Source organism: Pseudomonas sp. J452 (genome assembly GCF_024666525.1).
Classification (GTDB): domain Bacteria; phylum Pseudomonadota; class Gammaproteobacteria; order Pseudomonadales; family Pseudomonadaceae; genus Aquipseudomonas.
In genome coordinates this window covers 4,493,802-4,509,750 of sequence record NZ_CP088294.1, presented here as the reverse complement: position 1 = coordinate 4,509,750, position 15,949 = coordinate 4,493,802, and the positions used below count along the sequence as shown (strand labels likewise).

Below are 15,949 nucleotides of genomic sequence, written 5' to 3'. Positions count from 1 at the left end.
CGACCCCGAGACGCCGCGAGGGTGAGTCAGGGGGCTGTGCCCACCCCTTGTATTTTCATGCCCCTTGTTGGCACAAAAGGCGTGCCGCCCAGATCGACAAATTTGAAGGGTATGGAGGTGGTCTTCAAACCGGCATTTTTACGGATCACAAAGTGCAAGTGAGGCCCCGTGGAATACCCCGACGAACCAGAGCGCGCCAGCACGTCCCCCGCTTTGATCCTGTCCCCCGGCTGAACCATGGCGCTGCCCATCAGGATGTGCGCATAGACGGCATAGGTGCCGTCGTCATGGAGGACTTTTATATAGTTCGCCTTGTCCAGAAAGTACTCGGTCTTTCCGCTCATGTGGTAGTCGTCCTTGGTCCAGATGACGGTGCCCTCGCGGGCAGCACTGATGTGGGTGCCCACCGGCATCGCGATATCGACAGCATGCTTATTGGCGGCATCGGTGTGGGAAAACGTACCGTTGAATGATTGGGTGATGGTGTGCTGCGCCCTGGAAGAGACCGGGGACTGATACAGGTAATCGACTTCCTGGGTAGCAGGATCACCTAGTTGCCAGCCATAACGATAGGCGGGAGTCGGGGTTCGACTTTTGTACAGGACTTCCTGTTTCGCCCCAGCCGCGATATGGGTGTGCGAGCCGGCTGCAAAGGCGGCAGAAAGAACCCTGAATTCAACGGGGGCGTGATAGGGATTATTGGCGATCAGATAATGCCAACCATCCTGTTGCTGCCTGTATACCGCCGGCTTGGGCGCCGTTTTTTGCGGGGCTTGGTAGTTAAGGCTTTCTACGTCTTCTGTGCCTGCCGGGCGCTTGTCGCTAAACACCCATTTACCGTTGCTGTCTCGGTACTTGTACATTTCCTGGCTGAAAGAACTGCAGGACAAGCATGTCGCCAGCAAGCAGCTGGTCATGTGCAATGCGCTTATTTTCACCGCGGCGTTCCCTACTAATTGCCCTGCCACCTAGCGCTCGTCTTTAAGCGTGACGGCTAGATGGCACTTCCTTGTTATCCGCCACGGCCTGGTCTGCTTGGGGAGCGAGCGCGGTAATGCGCTCGCTGAATCATGCAACAGGCTGGCTGGGTTCGGACGCTACCGTTTTGTCTTGGCGCTGTCCATGTCGTGCCGTCCGTTGCGGCGCGGGGTCAGTTGCGCGCGGCGCTGACGCCTTCCAGGGTGGAGAAGGAGGTGTCCTTGGCCGTGAGCAGGAAGTCGCGCATGAAGGGGGCGTCGAGCATGTCGGCGCGGATGCCGGCGTAGAGGGTGGCGAACAGGCCCTTGTCGCCCAGGCGCTTGGCCGTGACGTAGCCGCGCGAGCTGTATTCGTGCAGCGCCCAGTTGGGCAGGCCGCACACGCCACGGCCGCTGGCCACCAGCTGCATCATCATCACCGTGAGCTCCGAGGTACGCACCTGCGCCGGCTCGACGTCGGCCGGCTCTAAGAAGCGGGTGAAAATGTCCAGGCGGTCGCGCTCCACCGGGTAGGTGATGAGGATTTCCTTGGTTAGGTCTTCGGGAACTATGTAGGGCTTGCCGGCCAGCGGGTGCTGGTTGCCCACGGCGAGCATGGCTTCGTAGGTGAACAGCGGTACGTAGGTGATGCCGGCCAGTTCCACCGGGTCGGAGGTCACCACCAGGTCGAGGTCGCCACGGGCCAGGGCCGGCAGCGGGGCGAAGGAGAAGCCGGAGGCCAGATCCAGCTCGACTTCCGGCCAGGCGTCGCGGAACTGGTCGATGGTCGGCATCAGCCACTGGAAGCAGCTGTGGCATTCGATGGCCATGTGCAGGCGCCCGGCAGTGCCACCGGCCAGGCGCGTGAGGTCGCGTTCGGCGGCGCGCATCTGCGGCAGCAGGCTGTCGGCCAGTTGCAGCAGGCGCAGACCGGCGCTGGTGAAGCGCACCGGCTTGGTCTTGCGGATGAACAGCGACAGGCCGAGCTGGCTTTCCAGCTCCTTGAACTGGTGCGACAGCGCCGACTGGGTCAGGTGCAGGCGCTCGGCGGCTTCCACCAGGCTGTCGGCCTCGCGCAGGGCGTGCAGGGTTTTCAGGTGGCGGATTTCCAGCATGGTGGCCTCGCTGTTGATGGGCATGGGTAGGGCGGGTGAAACCCGCGGCGGGATGCGCGGGTTTCACCCGCCCTACGATAATCGTGAGTAAAACTGTAGTTCATCGAGAATATGTTGAGTTTGTCTCATGTGTGGTCGGGTGTCGAGAATGGCGCCATAGACGAACAAGGAGATAGACCCATGGCATTGGCCCATAACCTCGGCTTCCCCCGCATCGGTCGCGACCGCGAACTGAAGAAAGCCCTCGAAGCCTACTGGCAGGGCGAGCTGGATGAAGCCGGCCTGCGCGCCGTTGGCCGCCAGCTGCGTGCCAGCCACTGGCAGCTGCAGAAAGACGCCGGCATCGAGCTGCTGCCGGTCGGCGACTTCGCCTGGTACGACCAGGTGCTGGGCCACTCGCTGGCCTTCGGCGTGATTCCCGAGCGCTTCCGCCCGCACGGCGGCAAGCCGACCCTGGAGACTCTGTTCGCCATGGCGCGGGGTGTTTCCGCGAACCCGCGCAGCCCGAACGCCTGCTGCGGCGGTGCGCATGCCCAGCCCGCGTCTGCCCAGGAACTGACCAAGTGGTTCGATACCAACTACCACTACCTGGTTCCGGAGTTCAGTGCCGACCAGCAGTTCGAGCTGAGCTGGGAGCAACTGTTCGAGGAAGTGGAGGAGGGCCACGCTCTCGGTTACCAGCTAAAGCCGGTGCTGATCGGCCCGCTGACCTACCTGTGGCTGGGCAAAGCCAAGGGCAGCGAGTTCAACAAACTCGACCTGCTCGAGCGCCTGCTGCCGGTCTACGGTGAAATCCTCCAGCGCCTGGCGGCGCAAGGCGTGGAGTGGGTGCAGATCGACGAGCCGATCCTCGCCCTCGACCTGCCGCCGGAGTGGAAGAATGCCTTCGAGCGCGCCTACAACATCCTCCAGCGCGAGCCGGGCAAGAAGCTGATCGCCACCTATTTCGCCGGCCTGGAAGACAACCTCGGCCTGGCCGCCGGTTTGCCGGTGGATGGCCTGCATATCGACCTGGTGCGCGCGCCGGAGCAATTCCCGGCGATCCTCGACCGCCTGCCGGCCTACAAGGTGCTGTCGCTCGGCGTGGTCAATGGGCGCAATGTCTGGCACACGGATCTGCAGCAGGCCTTGGAGGTGTTGCAGCAGGCCCATGAGCGCCTGGGCAGCCGTCTGTGGGTGGCGCCGAGCTGCTCGCTGTTGCACAGTCCGGTCGACCTGGCGCGTGAGGACCAGCTGGATGCAGAGCTGCGCAGCTGGCTGGCGTTTGCCGTGCAGAAGTGTGCGGAAGTCGGCGTGCTGGTCGCGGCGCTGAATGATCCGCAGGCTGCCCGCGTGCAAGCGGCCTTGGCGGCCAGTCAGGCGGTGCAGCGCAGTCGGGCGCAGTCGTCGCGCATCCACCAACCGGCGGTGCAGGCGCGGTTGGCCGCTGTCACGGCGGCCGACAGCCAGCGCCAGTCGCCGTTCGCCGTGCGCATCGAGCAGCAGCGTGCGCGTCTGCAACTGCCGGCGTTTCCCACCACCACCATCGGTTCCTTTCCGCAGACCTCGGCGATCCGTCTGGCACGCCAGGCGTTCAAGGCCGGCAAGCTGTCGGCGGTCGAGTACACCGAGGCCATGCACAGCGAAATCCGCCATGCCGTCAGCGTGCAAGAGCAGCTCGGCCTGGATGTGCTGGTGCATGGCGAGGCCGAGCGCAACGACATGGTCGAGTACTTCGCCGAGCAGCTGGATGGCTACGCCTTCACCCGCTTTGGCTGGGTGCAGAGCTACGGTTCGCGTTGTGTGAAGCCGGCGATCATCTATGGCGACCTGAGTCGTCCGCAGCCGATGACGGTGGCGTGGAGCAGCTATGCGCAAAGCCTGACCGACAAGCTGATGAAGGGCATGCTCACCGGCCCGGTGACCATGCTGATGTGGTCCTTCCCGCGCGACGATATTTCCCGCGAGCAGCAGGCGCGGCAGTTGGCCCTGGCCATCCGTGACGAAGTGGTGGACCTGGAGGCTGCCGGAATCAAGGTCATCCAGATCGACGAGGCCGCCTTCCGCGAGGGACTGCCGCTGCGCAGGGCGCACTGGCAGGGTTATCTGGACTGGGCCACCGAGGCCTTCCGCCTGTGCGCCAGTGGCGTGCGCAACGCAACGCAGATCCACACGCACATGTGCTACAGCGAGTTCAATGACGTGATCGAGTCCATCGCGGCGATGGATGCCGACGTGATCACCATCGAGACTTCGCGCTCGGACATGGAATTGCTGCAGGCGTTCGAGGTCTTCGACTACCCCAACGATATCGGCCCGGGGGTGTACGACATCCACTCGCCACGGGTGCCGGACACCGGCGAAATTCTGCGTCTGATGAGAAAAGCCGCGCAGCGGGTGCCGGCCGAGCGGCTGTGGGTCAACCCGGACTGCGGCCTGAAAACCCGCGCCTGGCCGGAGACCGAAGCGGCGCTGGTGAACATGGTGGCGGCGGCGCGGCAGTTGCGGGCGGAGCTGGCTTGAGGGGCCCTGGTTCTGGGTAGCCCGGATGTAATCCGGGAGCGGCCTATCAGGTCCCAGCGGATTTTATCCGGGCCACGGACTGCTCCCTCTCCCATTTATGGGAGACGACTGCATGGATGCAGGAGTTAGAGCGACGCAGGAAGCCAAAGCCGAGGGTTGGGGAGAGGGCGCTTTTGACGGGCTACGCCGCTACCCCAAGCAAACTCAGCAAATAGCCATCGAATTCGGCGAACTGGCCATCCAGCTCGCTGCCACTCGACCAGCCGCTACCCAGGTCGATCAGCAGGCGTAGCCGCGCGCGGCCATCCTCGCTCCAGCGCAACAGCTCGGCATCGTGGAAGTAGAAGCGCTGGCGCACCAGGGGGTAGAGCGCCTTGAACAGACTTTCCTTGAGGGAGAAGGTCAGGGTCACCAGGCGGGCGAAGGCCTCGGGTTGCAGTCCGCTGGCACGCTCCAGCTCGGCCGGGGTGAGAATCTCGCCGGCCAGCTTGGCGGCGCGGGTGGCGCTGAGTTGCTGCTCCACATCCAGGCCCAGGCCTTGCCAGTCGCGGGCGTGGGCCACCAGTGCGGCGGCCTGGCCGGCGCCGTGGGTGATGGAGCCGACCACGCCGAGCGGCCACTGCGGGGCGCCATCCTCACCGCGCTCCGGCACGCTGGGTTTGCCGTGCAGCTGGCGTAGCGCCTCGCGGGCACACAGACGGCCGGCCAGGTATTCGCCCTGGCGCTTGGCCACCCCGTTGACCGCGGCAATGCCGCAGCGCTGAAAGTCCTCGGCGTGCAGTTGCGCGGGGTCGAACTGGGCGCGCACCAGTTGCGCCCCCGGCAAGTCCAGGGGCGCAGGCCAGGCACAGGGCAGCAGGCTGCAGAAAGGGGGGAAGTGATTCATGCCGGCATTCTGCCGTGCAGCGCAGGGACGGGCTAGCCGTTTACACTTCTTTGCACAGACGTAACGAAGCGATACAGAGCAAGCGCTTGTTTTTTGCCAATATGGGACATGCGTTCCAAGTGAGCGCTGGTGAGGTTGTAGCCACATCCGGCAATTTGCCGCTGTGGATTTACTCTACTGAGTGAGTGCGGGAGCCCGGCAGGGCTCCCGTTTTTTTTGCCCGCTATTTGGCCAACACATCCTTGAACAGCGCCTGCATATCGGCCCAGGAACGCTCGTCAGCTGCTTTCTGGTAGCCGAGGTCGAGGCCGTGGCCCTTGTGCGCATCGGCATCCGGGTTGCTGAAGCCGTGCTTGGCTCCGGGCAGTTCGACGAAGCGGTAGTCGGCACCTGCCTTGTCCATTTCCGTCTTGAAGTCACTGATCTGCTGCGGCGTGATGAAACTGTCGTCTGCACCATGTTCGACCAGCACCTTGGCCTTGACGCTGCCTGGCGTGGCTGGGGTGGCGGTGGCCAGTGCGCCGTGGAAGCTGACCACGGCGGCCAGCGGCACGCCCTGGCGGGCCATGTCCAGCACCACCTTGCCGCCGAAGCAGTAGCCGATCGCGGCCAGGCGAGCCGGGTCGGTCTGCGGCTGCGCCTTGAGCAGTTCGAGGCCTGCATTGAAACGGGCCTTGGCCGCCTCGCTACTGGCCATGGCGGCGCTCATGAAGGCCTTGGCATCGTCCGGGTGCTGGGTGTTCTTGCCGCCGCCGTACATGTCGATGGCCAGGGCGCTGTAGCCGAGGGCAGCGAGGTCACGGGCGCGGCGCTTGGCGTAGTCGTTCAGGCCCCACCACTCATGCACCACGACCACCCCGGGGCGGGCACCGGCGATGGCATCGTCCCAGGCCAGGTAGCCGATCAGCTGGGTGCCATCGGGGCCGGTATAGAGCATCTCGCGGGTCTGGATGGCGGCTTGGGCAAAGGTGCTGCCGCAAAGCAGTAGGCCGAGTAGCAGGTTGCGCATGGGGCTTCTCCGTCAGTGGGCGAGAGCCCCAAGCCTAGGCTGCCGGCGGGGAACTGTGAAGGCGATCAGGGCGGGGTGATGCCCATCGATACATAGATGCTGGTGAAGCGGTCCATGCCCATCTCCGCCGGCTTGACCCACTCCACCGGCACATACAGCAGGCCGCCACCGACCGGTACGGGCGCGGTCGGCACCAGAATGGCGTGGTAGGCGCGGCCGTCGATCTCGATGGGCTGCGGGTTGGGCAGCAGGGCCAGCACCGCCGTGCCGTCACCGCCGAAGAAGCACCAGACCGGACGCATGGCTGCCAGGTCGGCGCCTTCCTGCTGGTCGAGCAGGCCGACGAAGCGATCGGCCAGGCCATACAGGTTGCCGAGCAGCGGGATGCGCCGCAGGGTGCGGTCGAACAGGCGGCGCAGCGGGCCTTTGAGGCCGAGCTGCACGGCCAGGCCGAGCGGATAGAGCGCCACCAGCAGCGCCAGGGTGCCGAGCAACCAGGCCAGCAATGGGCTGCTGACGAAGGGCTGGCCCAGCTCAGCGAACAGTTTGCCGACAAAGCTGGTGGGGCCGATCAGCTGGTTGAGCAGGCTCACCAGCCAGCCCAGCAGGGCCAGGCTCAGGGCTAGCGGCAACAGCGCCAGCAGGCCGGCCAGCCAGGTGGTGAGAAGCGAATTGAAGCTGCGTTTGAACATGGGAGCGTCCGCTGGGCTGGCATCGAATGGCGGCGCCAAGGCTAGTGCAAAGCCTGGGCGCTGCCTACCCGCTTTGGCCGGCAGTCACGCAGGCATCAGCCGGCGCGTAGAACCTTTGGCTGATCTCGGAAACTCCCCTCTCCCACTTGTGGGAGAGGGGCTGGGGGAGAGGGCATTGGCCCGCGGTCTCTGTCCCCTGGCTTCGGCTGACTGCCTCGTTCTACCTCCTGCTCCTATGAACGAGACAGGGGAGGTGCTCCGGACCCCCTTCACACGCCGCTATGGCACTGCAAAAAAGATCCCAAACAGAGGCGCTTAACGTTTGCCCATCGAGCGGCGAGTCCCGGGTGGGGCGGCGCCGATCTTCTTCTCGTGCGCGGATTTGTTGCCCTTCTGGTGCCAGGGCTGATTGTCGCCCTTGCCCGGCGCGAAGGTGGCTGGCGCAAAGGGGAAGCTGAAGGCAGGAATCACCGGCTTGCCGGATGGTTCGGCTGGGCTGGCTGCGCCATCGGCGTCGAGCGTTACTTCGCTCTGAGTGGCAGCGGTGGCTTGGTCAGGCGAGGTTTTGGAAGTCATGACGGTTCACGGCGAGCCAGAGGGGAAGGGGCAGGAGTATACCTGGCCGGCAGATCCCAGTCGGCTAAAGCCGATGTCAGGCCGGTTGCGACCTTGGCTCAGGACTCCAGCTGCAGTGACTCCGCTGGGCAGCGGGCCTTTTCGTCGGCGCGGCCACTGTGCGCCCGTGCAACGCTCGCCGGCCTTAGCCAGTTTTTTGCAGCTCACACAAACAACTGACTGGCGCGTCATGCCGAGCTGGCTGGTATGTGGTCGACCGTGGGCCTATACCTAGAACTCGACACCCATGGAGTCAGGCGATGAGGGCTGCAGCGGTTCGCTGGGCAGGGATGCTGGTTCTGCTTCTGCTGGTTGGCAGCACGGTCGGCGTGGCGGCTGAGCTGCGCATCCTCACGACCGAGGTGCCGCCACTGGCGTTCACGCGTGACGGCCAGGTGACCGGTTTCTGTGTCGAGGTGGTCAAGGCGATCCAGCAGCGCCTGGGAGACACCACGCCGATCGAGGTGTTGCCCTGGTCGCGTGCCTACCAGATCGGTCTGGCCGAGCCCAACATCGTGCTGGTCTGCCCCAAGCGCACGGTCGAGCGCGAGAGCCTGTTCAAGTGGGTGGGGCCGTTGCTGGAGTCGCGGACCAGCTTCTATGCGCGCGCCGGCTCGGGCATCCGGATTGCCAGCCTGGCTGAAGCCAAGCAATTTTCCGGAATCCTGCTGCCGCGGGCCTTCTACACCCACACCTTCCTGCAGGGTGAAGGCTTCAGCAATCTGGTGCTGTCCGAGACCTCACTGACGGCCATGCTCATGCTGCTGGCCGGCCGGCAACCGCTGCTGGCGATGGATGAGCTGCAAGTGCCCGATCTGCTGGCGCGTGCCAAGGTCGAGGCCGATGCGGTGGAGCAGGTCTATCGTGTGGCCCCGGCGATCAGCTACCTGAGCTTTTCCCGGGCCTTGCCGGACGAGCTGGTCGCGCGCTGGCAGGCCGAGCTGCTGCGGCTCAAGGCGGATGGCAGCATGGCGCAGTTGCGTCGGACCTGGCTGGAACACTGAGCAACGCCAGGTTTTCCGCCCTGGCCCATCGACTCCGCAGCAGACTGACCGGGCACTACTTGAGTCGTAGCGCCGAAAGCGCCAATACTGGGGTGCATCCCAGATCGCCCAAGGAGGGCTTCCATGCGCTTGATCTCTGCAGTTCTGCCGTTGCTGTTGCTGGCCGGTTGTTCGTCCTTTCGTGCCGATCCGGAGCATGTGCAACCGGTGCCGGCCGACCGCCTGCTGGCTTTCCAGGAAGTGCGTGAAGGGGCTGGGCAGATCGTGGTCAACCGTGACCTGGGCATGATGGGCGGCGGCTGCTATGTGGCCATCGAAGTGGATCGCCAGGTAGCGGCGCGTATCGGCATCGGTGAGGTGGCGACCTTCCAGGTGCCGGCGGGCACGCGGGTGGTGGGTATCACCCTGGACAAGCAGGACGACACCCTGTGCAGCATGGGCCGCCTGTTGCGCGAGCTGGCGGTGCCGGTGACGGCCGGTGAGACCTACGCCTTCCGCATCGTCAGCGAGAACAAGGGTGGTTTCGATATTCGCCCGGATATGCCCAAGCCCTGAGAGCCTGTTCACGATCTCCTGACTGTCGGCCATGCCGCGTTAAAAATGACCTCGGGATGCTCATTTACAGCTCGTAAACTCCGCTCCCTCGGTCATTTTCGCCTTGCCTGGCTCTAATTCAGAAAATCGTGAAAAGGCTCTGAGTGACCCCGGTAGGCTCTGAAGAGCCGCCAGCGTCACCCCACTGGATGCCGGCGTGCCTGCTGAGCAAGCATGCCGGCTTTTGCCGGGAAGCCAGTTGCCATGCGTCGCCTGCCCTCTCTCACCGCCCTGCGCACCTTCGAGTGTGCCGCGCGGCATGCCCATTTCGGCCGCGCGGCTGCCGAGCTGTGCGTCACCGATAGCGCGGTCAGCCACCAGATTCGCCAGCTCGAAGAGCAACTCGGCACGCAGTTATTCCAGCGCGACGGCCGCCAAGTGCGCCCCACGCCGCAGGCCAAGCGCCTGTTGCGCAGCCTGCAGCAGGCCTTCGAGCTGATCGGCGAGGCCTGTGATGAATTGCGTGACCCCGGTTCCCAGGCGCAACTGCGCATCGCGGTGACCGCCGAGCTGGCGCAGAAGTGGCTGATCGGGCGCCTGGCGGATTTCAGCGAGCGCTATCCGCAGATCACCCTGCACCTCTATGAGCAACCGCTGGAAGCGACCCAGCCGGGCGAGGAAATCGACCTGGCGATTACCTACGGCACCGGCCCGACCGATGGCAGCACCTACTTCGTGCGGCCATTGCCGACTCTGCTGTTTTTCCCGGTATGTAGCCCCGGCCTGTTCAACCAGTTGCCACTCAAACACCCGCGCGACCTGGCCCGCCACTGCCTGCTGCACGACGACCAGGACGGCAAGACCTGGACCGCCTGGCTGACCACCCACGCCGGCGATATCCAGCCGCAGCGCCATCTCTACCTCGGCCATGCCGGGCTGACCATGGAAGCCGCCGCGCGCGGCCAGGGCGTGGCCATCGGCGACAACCTGACCAGCGCCGAGGACCTGGCCAGTGGCCGCCTGGTGCGCCCGTTTGCCGCCAGCGTGGCTTCGCTCGGGCAGTACGCGCTGGTCTGCGAACGGTTGCGCCTGGATAAGCCAGCGGTGGCGCAGTTCGTCGAATGGTTCACTGATCAGCTGGCCAATATCTGAATTAGATTCATCTATCCCGCGATAATGGTCATTGGTCGCGGGCGCTCTGCCACGGGTACTGTCGAGCTATCCAACAGCCACCGACGAGTACCTAGCAATGGCCCGTTCCCTGACCTCTCTCCCGAAAACCGACGGCTTCCGCCTGCCCGGTGAATTCGAACCCAAGGCCCGCTGCTGGCTCGGCTGGCCGGAGCGCACCGACGTGTGGCGCAACGGTGCCAAGCCGGCGCAAAAGGTCTGGGTCGATATCGTCAGCGCCATCGCGACCAGCGAGCCGGTCACCGTGTGCGCTTCGGCCAGCCAGTACGCCAACGCCCGCCGCCAGCTACCGGCCCATGTGCGGGTGGTGGAAATGACCTGCAACGACACCTGGTTCCGCGACAGCGGCCCGGCCTTTCTGGTCAATGACGACAGCGGCGAGGTGCGCGGCGTGGACTTCGAGTTCAACGCCTACGGCGGCCTCGACGGCGGCCTCTACTACCCCTGGGACAAGGACGACCAGATCGCGCAGAAGATCCTCGAGATCGAAGGCTACGACCGCTACCGCGCGCCCTTCATCGCCGAGATGGGTGGCATCCAGACTGATGGTCAGCGCACCCTGCTGACCACCGAGCAGTGCCTGCTCAACCGCAACCGCAACGCCCATCTGGGCAAGGACGAGATGACCCGTCGCCTGCAGGATTACCTCGGTGCCGAGCAGGTGATCTGGCTGCCGCGCGGCTGCAAGTTCGACGAAACCGACGGCCATATCGACGACCTGGCCTGCTTCGTGCGCCCCGGCGTGGTGGTGCAGCAGTGGACCGACGACCGCAACGACCCGCAGTGGGAAATCTACCAGGAGGCCTACGACATCCTGCGCAGCACCCGCGACGCCCAGGGCCGCGCGCTGGAAGTGCACAAGCTGCCGCAACCGCGCGTGCTGGAGTGGACGGCGGAAGAGGCCGATGGTCTGGACCAGGACGACGCCACCCATACGCGCCAGGCCGGCACGCAGATCTGCGCCTCGTACATCAACTACTACGCCGGCAACTCGGCCATCGTCGTGCCGCTGTTCAACGACCCCTGCGACCGTGTCGCCCAGGCCACCCTGGCCGAGCTGTTCCCCAAGCACCGCATCCTTGGCATCGAGAACTCGCGGGAGATCCTCCTCGGTGGCGGCAACGTCGCCTGCATCACCATGCCGCAATACGCCGCGCCCAAGCGCGCCTAGGAGATGCTCATGAGACTGCACGCAACCCTGCTGGCTCTGGGGCTGGCCGCCTGCGCGAATGCGCAGGCGGCCGAGGCCGCGAAACAGGTCAACCTGTACATCTGGAACGAATACCTGGCGCCGGACACCCTGTCTTCCTTCGAAAAGAAGACCGGGATCAAGGTGGTGGCCGATCACTTCGACTCGCTGGAAACCGTGGAGACCAAGCTGCTCACCGGGCGCAGTGGCTATGACCTGGTGCTGACCGCCGGCCAGCACCTGCAGCGGGCGATCAGCAGTGGCGCGTTGCAGCCGCTGGACAAGGCTGCGTTGCCGCACTTCGCCGGGCTGGATGCTGAGTTCACCGGGCATATGGCCGCCTTCGATCCGGGCAACCGCTATGCCGGGCTGTATGTGTGGGGTACCACCGGTGTCGGCTACCAGAAGGAGGCCATTGCCAAGCGCATGGCCGAGGCGCCGACCGACAGTTGGGCGATGCTGCTCGATCCGCAGGTGGTGGCCAAGTTCGCCGACTGCGGGGTGAGCTTCCTCAATGATCCCAACGAGGTGTTCGCCGCGACCTTCCGCTACCTGGGGCTGGACATCAACAAGCAGAGCCTCGACGACCTCAAGCTGGCCGAAGCGCACCTGGCCAAGGTACGGCCGTCGATCCGCTACTTCGACAATGACCGCAATATCGCCGACCTGGCCAATGGCGATACCTGCCTGGCGATGTCGTGGAACGGCAACGTGTCGATCGCCGCCGGCCAGGCGCAGCAGGCGGGCAAGCCCTACAGCCTGCACTACAGCATCCCGCGCGAAGGCACGCTGATCTGGTTCGATGCGATGGTCATCCCCAAGGATGCGCCGCACCCGCAAGAAGCGCTGGCGCTGATGGATCACCTGATGACCCCCGAAGTGATCGGCGCCATCAGCAACAGCATCTACTACGCCAACGCGGTGCCGGCGGCGAATGCCACGGTCGATCCGACGATCCTCGCCGATCCGGGCACTTATCCGCCGCAGGAGCTGCGCGCCAAGCTGTACACCAAGAACGACAACAGTCCCGCCTTCAACCGGGCGCTGACGCGGGCGTTCAGCAAGTTGAAGTCGGGGTTGTGAGGAGGGGCCAGAGCCGGGTTTGGCTCTGGCGAAGTGAATCAGGCGCCGCCGAGTAGGATGATCATCACCAGACCGGCCAGATAGAGCAGCCAGAGCAGGCCACCAAGGATCAGGAAGGCGATGTTGCTGCCGGACATGCTGCTGTTGCTGGCACCTTCCGGGTCGCCGCTGGCCAGGTTGGCCTGGCGCTGGATGCTGATCATCGGCAGCAACGAGGCGAGTTGCAGGAGCAGCGCCAGGATATCGAGGATGACCGGCACATCGTTGCGCGAGGTGACGCTGCCGAGCACGCCGCCCAGCACCACCAACACCACGAACAGGGTCGCGGCGCCGCTGGGTTTCCCCAGTGGCTGGCCCTGGGCCTGCAGGCGCTCGCCAATCCGGCGCGCCAGGCTGTGCATGAAGAAGATGATAAAGATTGAGCGCCACACCGGCATGATCCGCTTGGGCATGCTGTGGCGCTGACTGTCCCACTGCTTGTAGCCCCAGTAGAGGACGTACATGCCCAGGGTGGCGATATAGAGGATGGCCATCTTGCGGATCGAGGTGACGAAGAAGGCGGTGCCGCCAGCTGTCGTGGCGGGGTCGATGAGGGCGGCTTCGGGGGCTTTGTAGACGTTGTCCATGGCGTGTCCTTACGAGGATGGGAGGCGGCAGTCTAGCAGGCCGTTGAAAAACTACCTGCGTTGCCGATACTGCGTTGAAAACTGCCTCAAAATGCTCATTTACAACGCGTAAACTGCGATTTTTCGGCCGTTTTCGCCTTGTCTCGGCTGCCTCGTCAACATTTTTCAGCGGCCTGCTAGCCGATCCGCGCGGCACGAAAACTGTCCTGAGCCACAGCCCGTTCGTCTATATCCAGGCCGGCAACAGCAGGTGCAGTGCCCAGCCCATCAGCAGCAGGCCGGCGCCACGGGCCAGCCAGGGGCCGCTGGCCAGCAGTTTTTCCAGCAGCACATAGGCGGCGATCAGCGCTACCCACAGCAGGTTCATCGCCCCGACCACGAACAGCAGGCCCATCAGCGCCCAGCAGCAACCCAGGCAATACAGGCCGTGGCGCAGGCCCATGGACCAGCCGCCACTGACGCCGGGGCGCCAGTGCCCGGCGAGGAACAGCACCGGGCCCTGGCAGTGCCGCAGGCAGGCCTGTTTCAGCGGCAGCCACTGATACAGCCCGGCGCCGAACAGCAGGGCGGCCGCCAGCCAGATGCTGGTGCTGCGCAGTTCGGGGCTAAGCAGGCTCAGGTGATCGAGCCACCACTGCAACAGAGTGGCGAGCAGCGAGAAACCGCCCCAGACCAGCAAGTAGGCGGCGATGAACAGGCTCATGGCCAGCAGGTGCTGGCCGGTCGGCAGGCGCCGCTTGAGCAATTGCTGGTAGAGCAGCAGCATGGGCAGGGCGCTGGGCAGCATCATCGCCAGCATCATCAGCAGCCACATGGCCAGCATCAGCGCGGCGTCGGTCAGGCTCCAGGGCATCGGCATGCCAGCCATGGCCATGTCCAGCATGCCGCCAGGCGCGACCATGGCCTGGCTCATGCGCCAGAGTTCGAACCAGGCCAGGGCGATCAGCGCCAGCAGGCAGCCGAGCAGGCGCCATTGCCCATGATCGAGCAGGCGCTTGCTCGCGGCCGGTGCGGGCTGCATCGCTTAGCGCACGACGCCGCGCCCGGTGAAGTGCAGGTGGGCGAAGTGACCGTGGCTGTTCTGCGACTGGATACGTACCTGGTTGTGGGTGACGTAGCTGCCGCTGGCCATTTCCGCCTCGGTGAACTCGAAACCGTCGGGCAGCACCAGGCGTACGCGCTGGGCTTCGCCGCTGACCGGGTTGCGGATCGGCTCGCCGGTCGCCTCCAGCACGCCGGGGATGCTGACCTTGGCCTGGCGGGCGGCGACATCCACCTGCAATTCGATAGCGACGAATTGTGGCTCGAACATCTCGCTGATGGTGCTGGCGAAGACCTGGAACACGGTCGCCCCGGGGTCGGTCTCGGCGCCGCTGAGGATGGTCAGCAGGGCCTGGCGCTGGGCGGCGCTGGCACTTTGTTCGATGAACACCTGGCAACGTCCGTTGCCTTCATGAATGGCGCCAGGCCAGGCGAAGGTGGCGACCCAGACCAGGCCGTCGAGGATCGTCTCATTGAGGTAACCGTGGTCGATGCGCATCGCCACCACGGCTTCGCACTTGCCGTGGCTAGGCAGCGCGCTGAATTGGCAGGGACAGCCCCAGTTGCAGTTGCAGGTGGCGAACTCGTCACCCTGCATGCGCCAGTTGGCCATGCTCATGGCTCCTCCTTCCCGTCGCTGACGGAATGAGTGATCCCCCTCTTGCAAGGCTAGCCGAGTGGCTGCCAGAGCGGGCCCGCGCTGATCAGCGGCAGATGCCTAACGGTACTTGGCGAGGATGGCCTCGAACTCGCCGTCGTTACTCATCTGTACCAGGGCGCGCAGCAGGGGCATGGTCGGCACATCCGGTGCGTCACGGACAATGCAGGCGACCAGGTCGGCGCTCAGTTCGCTGATTGCTTGCAGCTGGCGCGCCGGCGGCTGGCGACGGTTGTACCACTGCAGCGCCATGTCGTTGCTCACCGCATAGCGGTAGCGATGGGCTTCCAGTTTTTCCAGGGCCAGCTCCTGGGTGCGCGCGTCGTCGCGGCGCAGGTGGCCACTGGCGAACAGCGGTTCCAGTCTGGGATAGATGAAACCCAGCACGGTGCCGACCAGCTCGCCCTGGGCTTGGGCGGGGGGCGGTGGCTGGTCGTGCACGCGGCTCACCAGCACATCGCGCTGGACCATGAACGGCACGCTCCAGATGTACTGGTAGTGCGACTCGTGCAGCCAGGCCGGGTTGACGTAGCAGCGCACGTCGATCTCGCCGCGCACCAGCATCTGCTGCACCCGCAGGCGTGGCATCACCATCAGTTCGGCGCGCCGGCCGACCTTTTGCGCCAGGCGCATCTGCAGGTCGTAAAGGATGCCGGCGGAGGCCTTGCCGTTGTCGATCTGCATCATCGGCATGGCCCAGCTCTCGGTCACGGAGAAGCGCAAGGGCCGCTCTTCGGCGCCGAGGGCTGCGCTCAATAGCAGCAGGGCAAGTGGCAACAAGCGCATGGCGGTACCGGGTTGGCGAGGGACTGCCAGGTGACTGGCGCAGTGCATAGTTTAACCACAAG

At 64.9% G+C, this 15,949-nt stretch carries 16 protein-coding genes; 6 read left to right on the top strand and 10 right to left on the bottom strand.

Annotated features, from left to right (window positions below; translation table 11 throughout):
- Positions 1–26: 26 nt before the first annotated feature.
- Together LRS11_RS20590 and metR are read right to left on the bottom strand one after the other, a co-directional pair.
- Positions 27–917: a M23 family metallopeptidase gene (locus LRS11_RS20590; RefSeq protein ID WP_260494692.1), complete on the bottom strand. Its 891-nt coding sequence runs from the start codon at positions 915–917 to the stop codon at positions 27–29.
- A gap of 233 nt (positions 918–1,150) precedes the next feature.
- Complete coding sequence (gene metR / locus LRS11_RS20585; RefSeq protein WP_260496967.1) at positions 1,151–2,071, bottom strand: transcriptional regulator MetR; 921 nt, start codon at positions 2,069–2,071, stop codon at positions 1,151–1,153.
- 180 nt (positions 2,072–2,251) lie between these two features.
- Here metR and metE point away from each other — a divergent pair, with 180 nt between their 5' ends.
- Positions 2,252–4,573, top strand: coding sequence for a 5-methyltetrahydropteroyltriglutamate--homocysteine S-methyltransferase (gene metE / locus LRS11_RS20580; protein WP_260494691.1), 2,322 nt, complete (start codon positions 2,252–2,254; stop codon positions 4,571–4,573).
- A 181-nt stretch (positions 4,574–4,754) separates the two neighbouring features.
- On the opposite strand, the gene LRS11_RS20575 is transcribed toward metE, so the two are convergent.
- The 4 genes from LRS11_RS20575 to LRS11_RS20560 all read right to left on the bottom strand — a co-directional run bounded on the left by LRS11_RS20575 (position 4,755) and on the right by LRS11_RS20560 (position 7,736).
- Positions 4,755–5,459 (bottom strand): 4'-phosphopantetheinyl transferase, encoded by a 705-nt coding sequence (locus LRS11_RS20575; RefSeq protein ID WP_260494690.1) that lies wholly within the window; start codon positions 5,457–5,459, stop codon positions 4,755–4,757.
- 223 nt (positions 5,460–5,682) lie between these two features.
- Positions 5,683–6,468: a dienelactone hydrolase family protein gene (locus LRS11_RS20570; RefSeq protein ID WP_260494689.1), complete on the bottom strand. Its 786-nt coding sequence runs from the start codon at positions 6,466–6,468 to the stop codon at positions 5,683–5,685.
- A gap of 65 nt (positions 6,469–6,533) precedes the next feature.
- Positions 6,534–7,160 carry a DUF502 domain-containing protein gene (locus tag LRS11_RS20565; protein ID WP_260494688.1) on the bottom strand — a complete coding sequence of 209 codons (627 nt, stop codon included), beginning with the start codon at positions 7,158–7,160 and terminating at the stop codon, positions 6,534–6,536.
- Positions 7,161–7,475: 315 nt separating this feature from the next.
- Positions 7,476–7,736, bottom strand: a complete 261-nt coding sequence (locus tag LRS11_RS20560; protein WP_260494687.1) for a hypothetical protein — start codon at positions 7,734–7,736, stop codon at positions 7,476–7,478.
- Between the two features lie 329 nt (positions 7,737–8,065).
- On the opposite strand from LRS11_RS20560, the gene LRS11_RS20555 reads away from it, so the two are divergent.
- From LRS11_RS20555 to LRS11_RS20535, 5 genes are all read left to right on the top strand, one after another.
- The gene (locus LRS11_RS20555; protein WP_260494686.1) at positions 8,066–8,779 is read left to right on the top strand and encodes an ABC transporter substrate-binding protein; all 714 of its coding nucleotides are present in this window, start codon (positions 8,066–8,068) and stop codon (positions 8,777–8,779) included.
- Positions 8,780–8,902: 123 nt separating this feature from the next.
- The gene (locus LRS11_RS20550; RefSeq protein WP_260494685.1) at positions 8,903–9,334 is read left to right on the top strand and encodes a 3-isopropylmalate dehydratase; all 432 of its coding nucleotides are present in this window, start codon (positions 8,903–8,905) and stop codon (positions 9,332–9,334) included.
- A gap of 243 nt (positions 9,335–9,577) precedes the next feature.
- A complete protein-coding gene (locus LRS11_RS20545; RefSeq protein WP_260494684.1) occupies positions 9,578–10,465 on the top strand; it encodes a LysR substrate-binding domain-containing protein in 888 nt (295 codons plus the stop codon).
- Between the two features lie 97 nt (positions 10,466–10,562).
- Complete coding sequence (gene aguA / locus LRS11_RS20540) at positions 10,563–11,675, top strand: agmatine deiminase (protein ID WP_260494683.1); 1,113 nt, start codon at positions 10,563–10,565, stop codon at positions 11,673–11,675.
- Between the two features lie 9 nt (positions 11,676–11,684).
- Entirely contained in the window at positions 11,685–12,776 is a 1,092-nt protein-coding gene (locus LRS11_RS20535; RefSeq protein ID WP_260494682.1) for an extracellular solute-binding protein, read from the top strand.
- Between the two features lie 38 nt (positions 12,777–12,814).
- Here LRS11_RS20535 and LRS11_RS20530 read toward each other — a convergent pair whose 3' ends face one another.
- The 4 genes from LRS11_RS20530 to LRS11_RS20515 all read right to left on the bottom strand — a co-directional run bounded on the left by LRS11_RS20530 (position 12,815) and on the right by LRS11_RS20515 (position 15,887).
- Positions 12,815–13,402 (bottom strand): MFS transporter permease, encoded by a 588-nt coding sequence (locus LRS11_RS20530; protein WP_260494681.1) that lies wholly within the window; start codon positions 13,400–13,402, stop codon positions 12,815–12,817.
- Positions 13,403–13,628: 226 nt separating this feature from the next.
- Positions 13,629–14,423: a DUF2182 domain-containing protein gene (locus LRS11_RS20525; protein WP_260494680.1), complete on the bottom strand. Its 795-nt coding sequence runs from the start codon at positions 14,421–14,423 to the stop codon at positions 13,629–13,631.
- A gap of 3 nt (positions 14,424–14,426) precedes the next feature.
- Positions 14,427–15,062, bottom strand: coding sequence for a DUF1326 domain-containing protein (locus LRS11_RS20520; protein WP_260494679.1), 636 nt, complete (start codon positions 15,060–15,062; stop codon positions 14,427–14,429).
- A 99-nt stretch (positions 15,063–15,161) separates the two neighbouring features.
- The gene (locus LRS11_RS20515) at positions 15,162–15,887 is read right to left on the bottom strand and encodes a substrate-binding periplasmic protein (RefSeq protein WP_260494678.1); all 726 of its coding nucleotides are present in this window, start codon (positions 15,885–15,887) and stop codon (positions 15,162–15,164) included.
- Positions 15,888–15,949 lie beyond the last annotated feature (62 nt).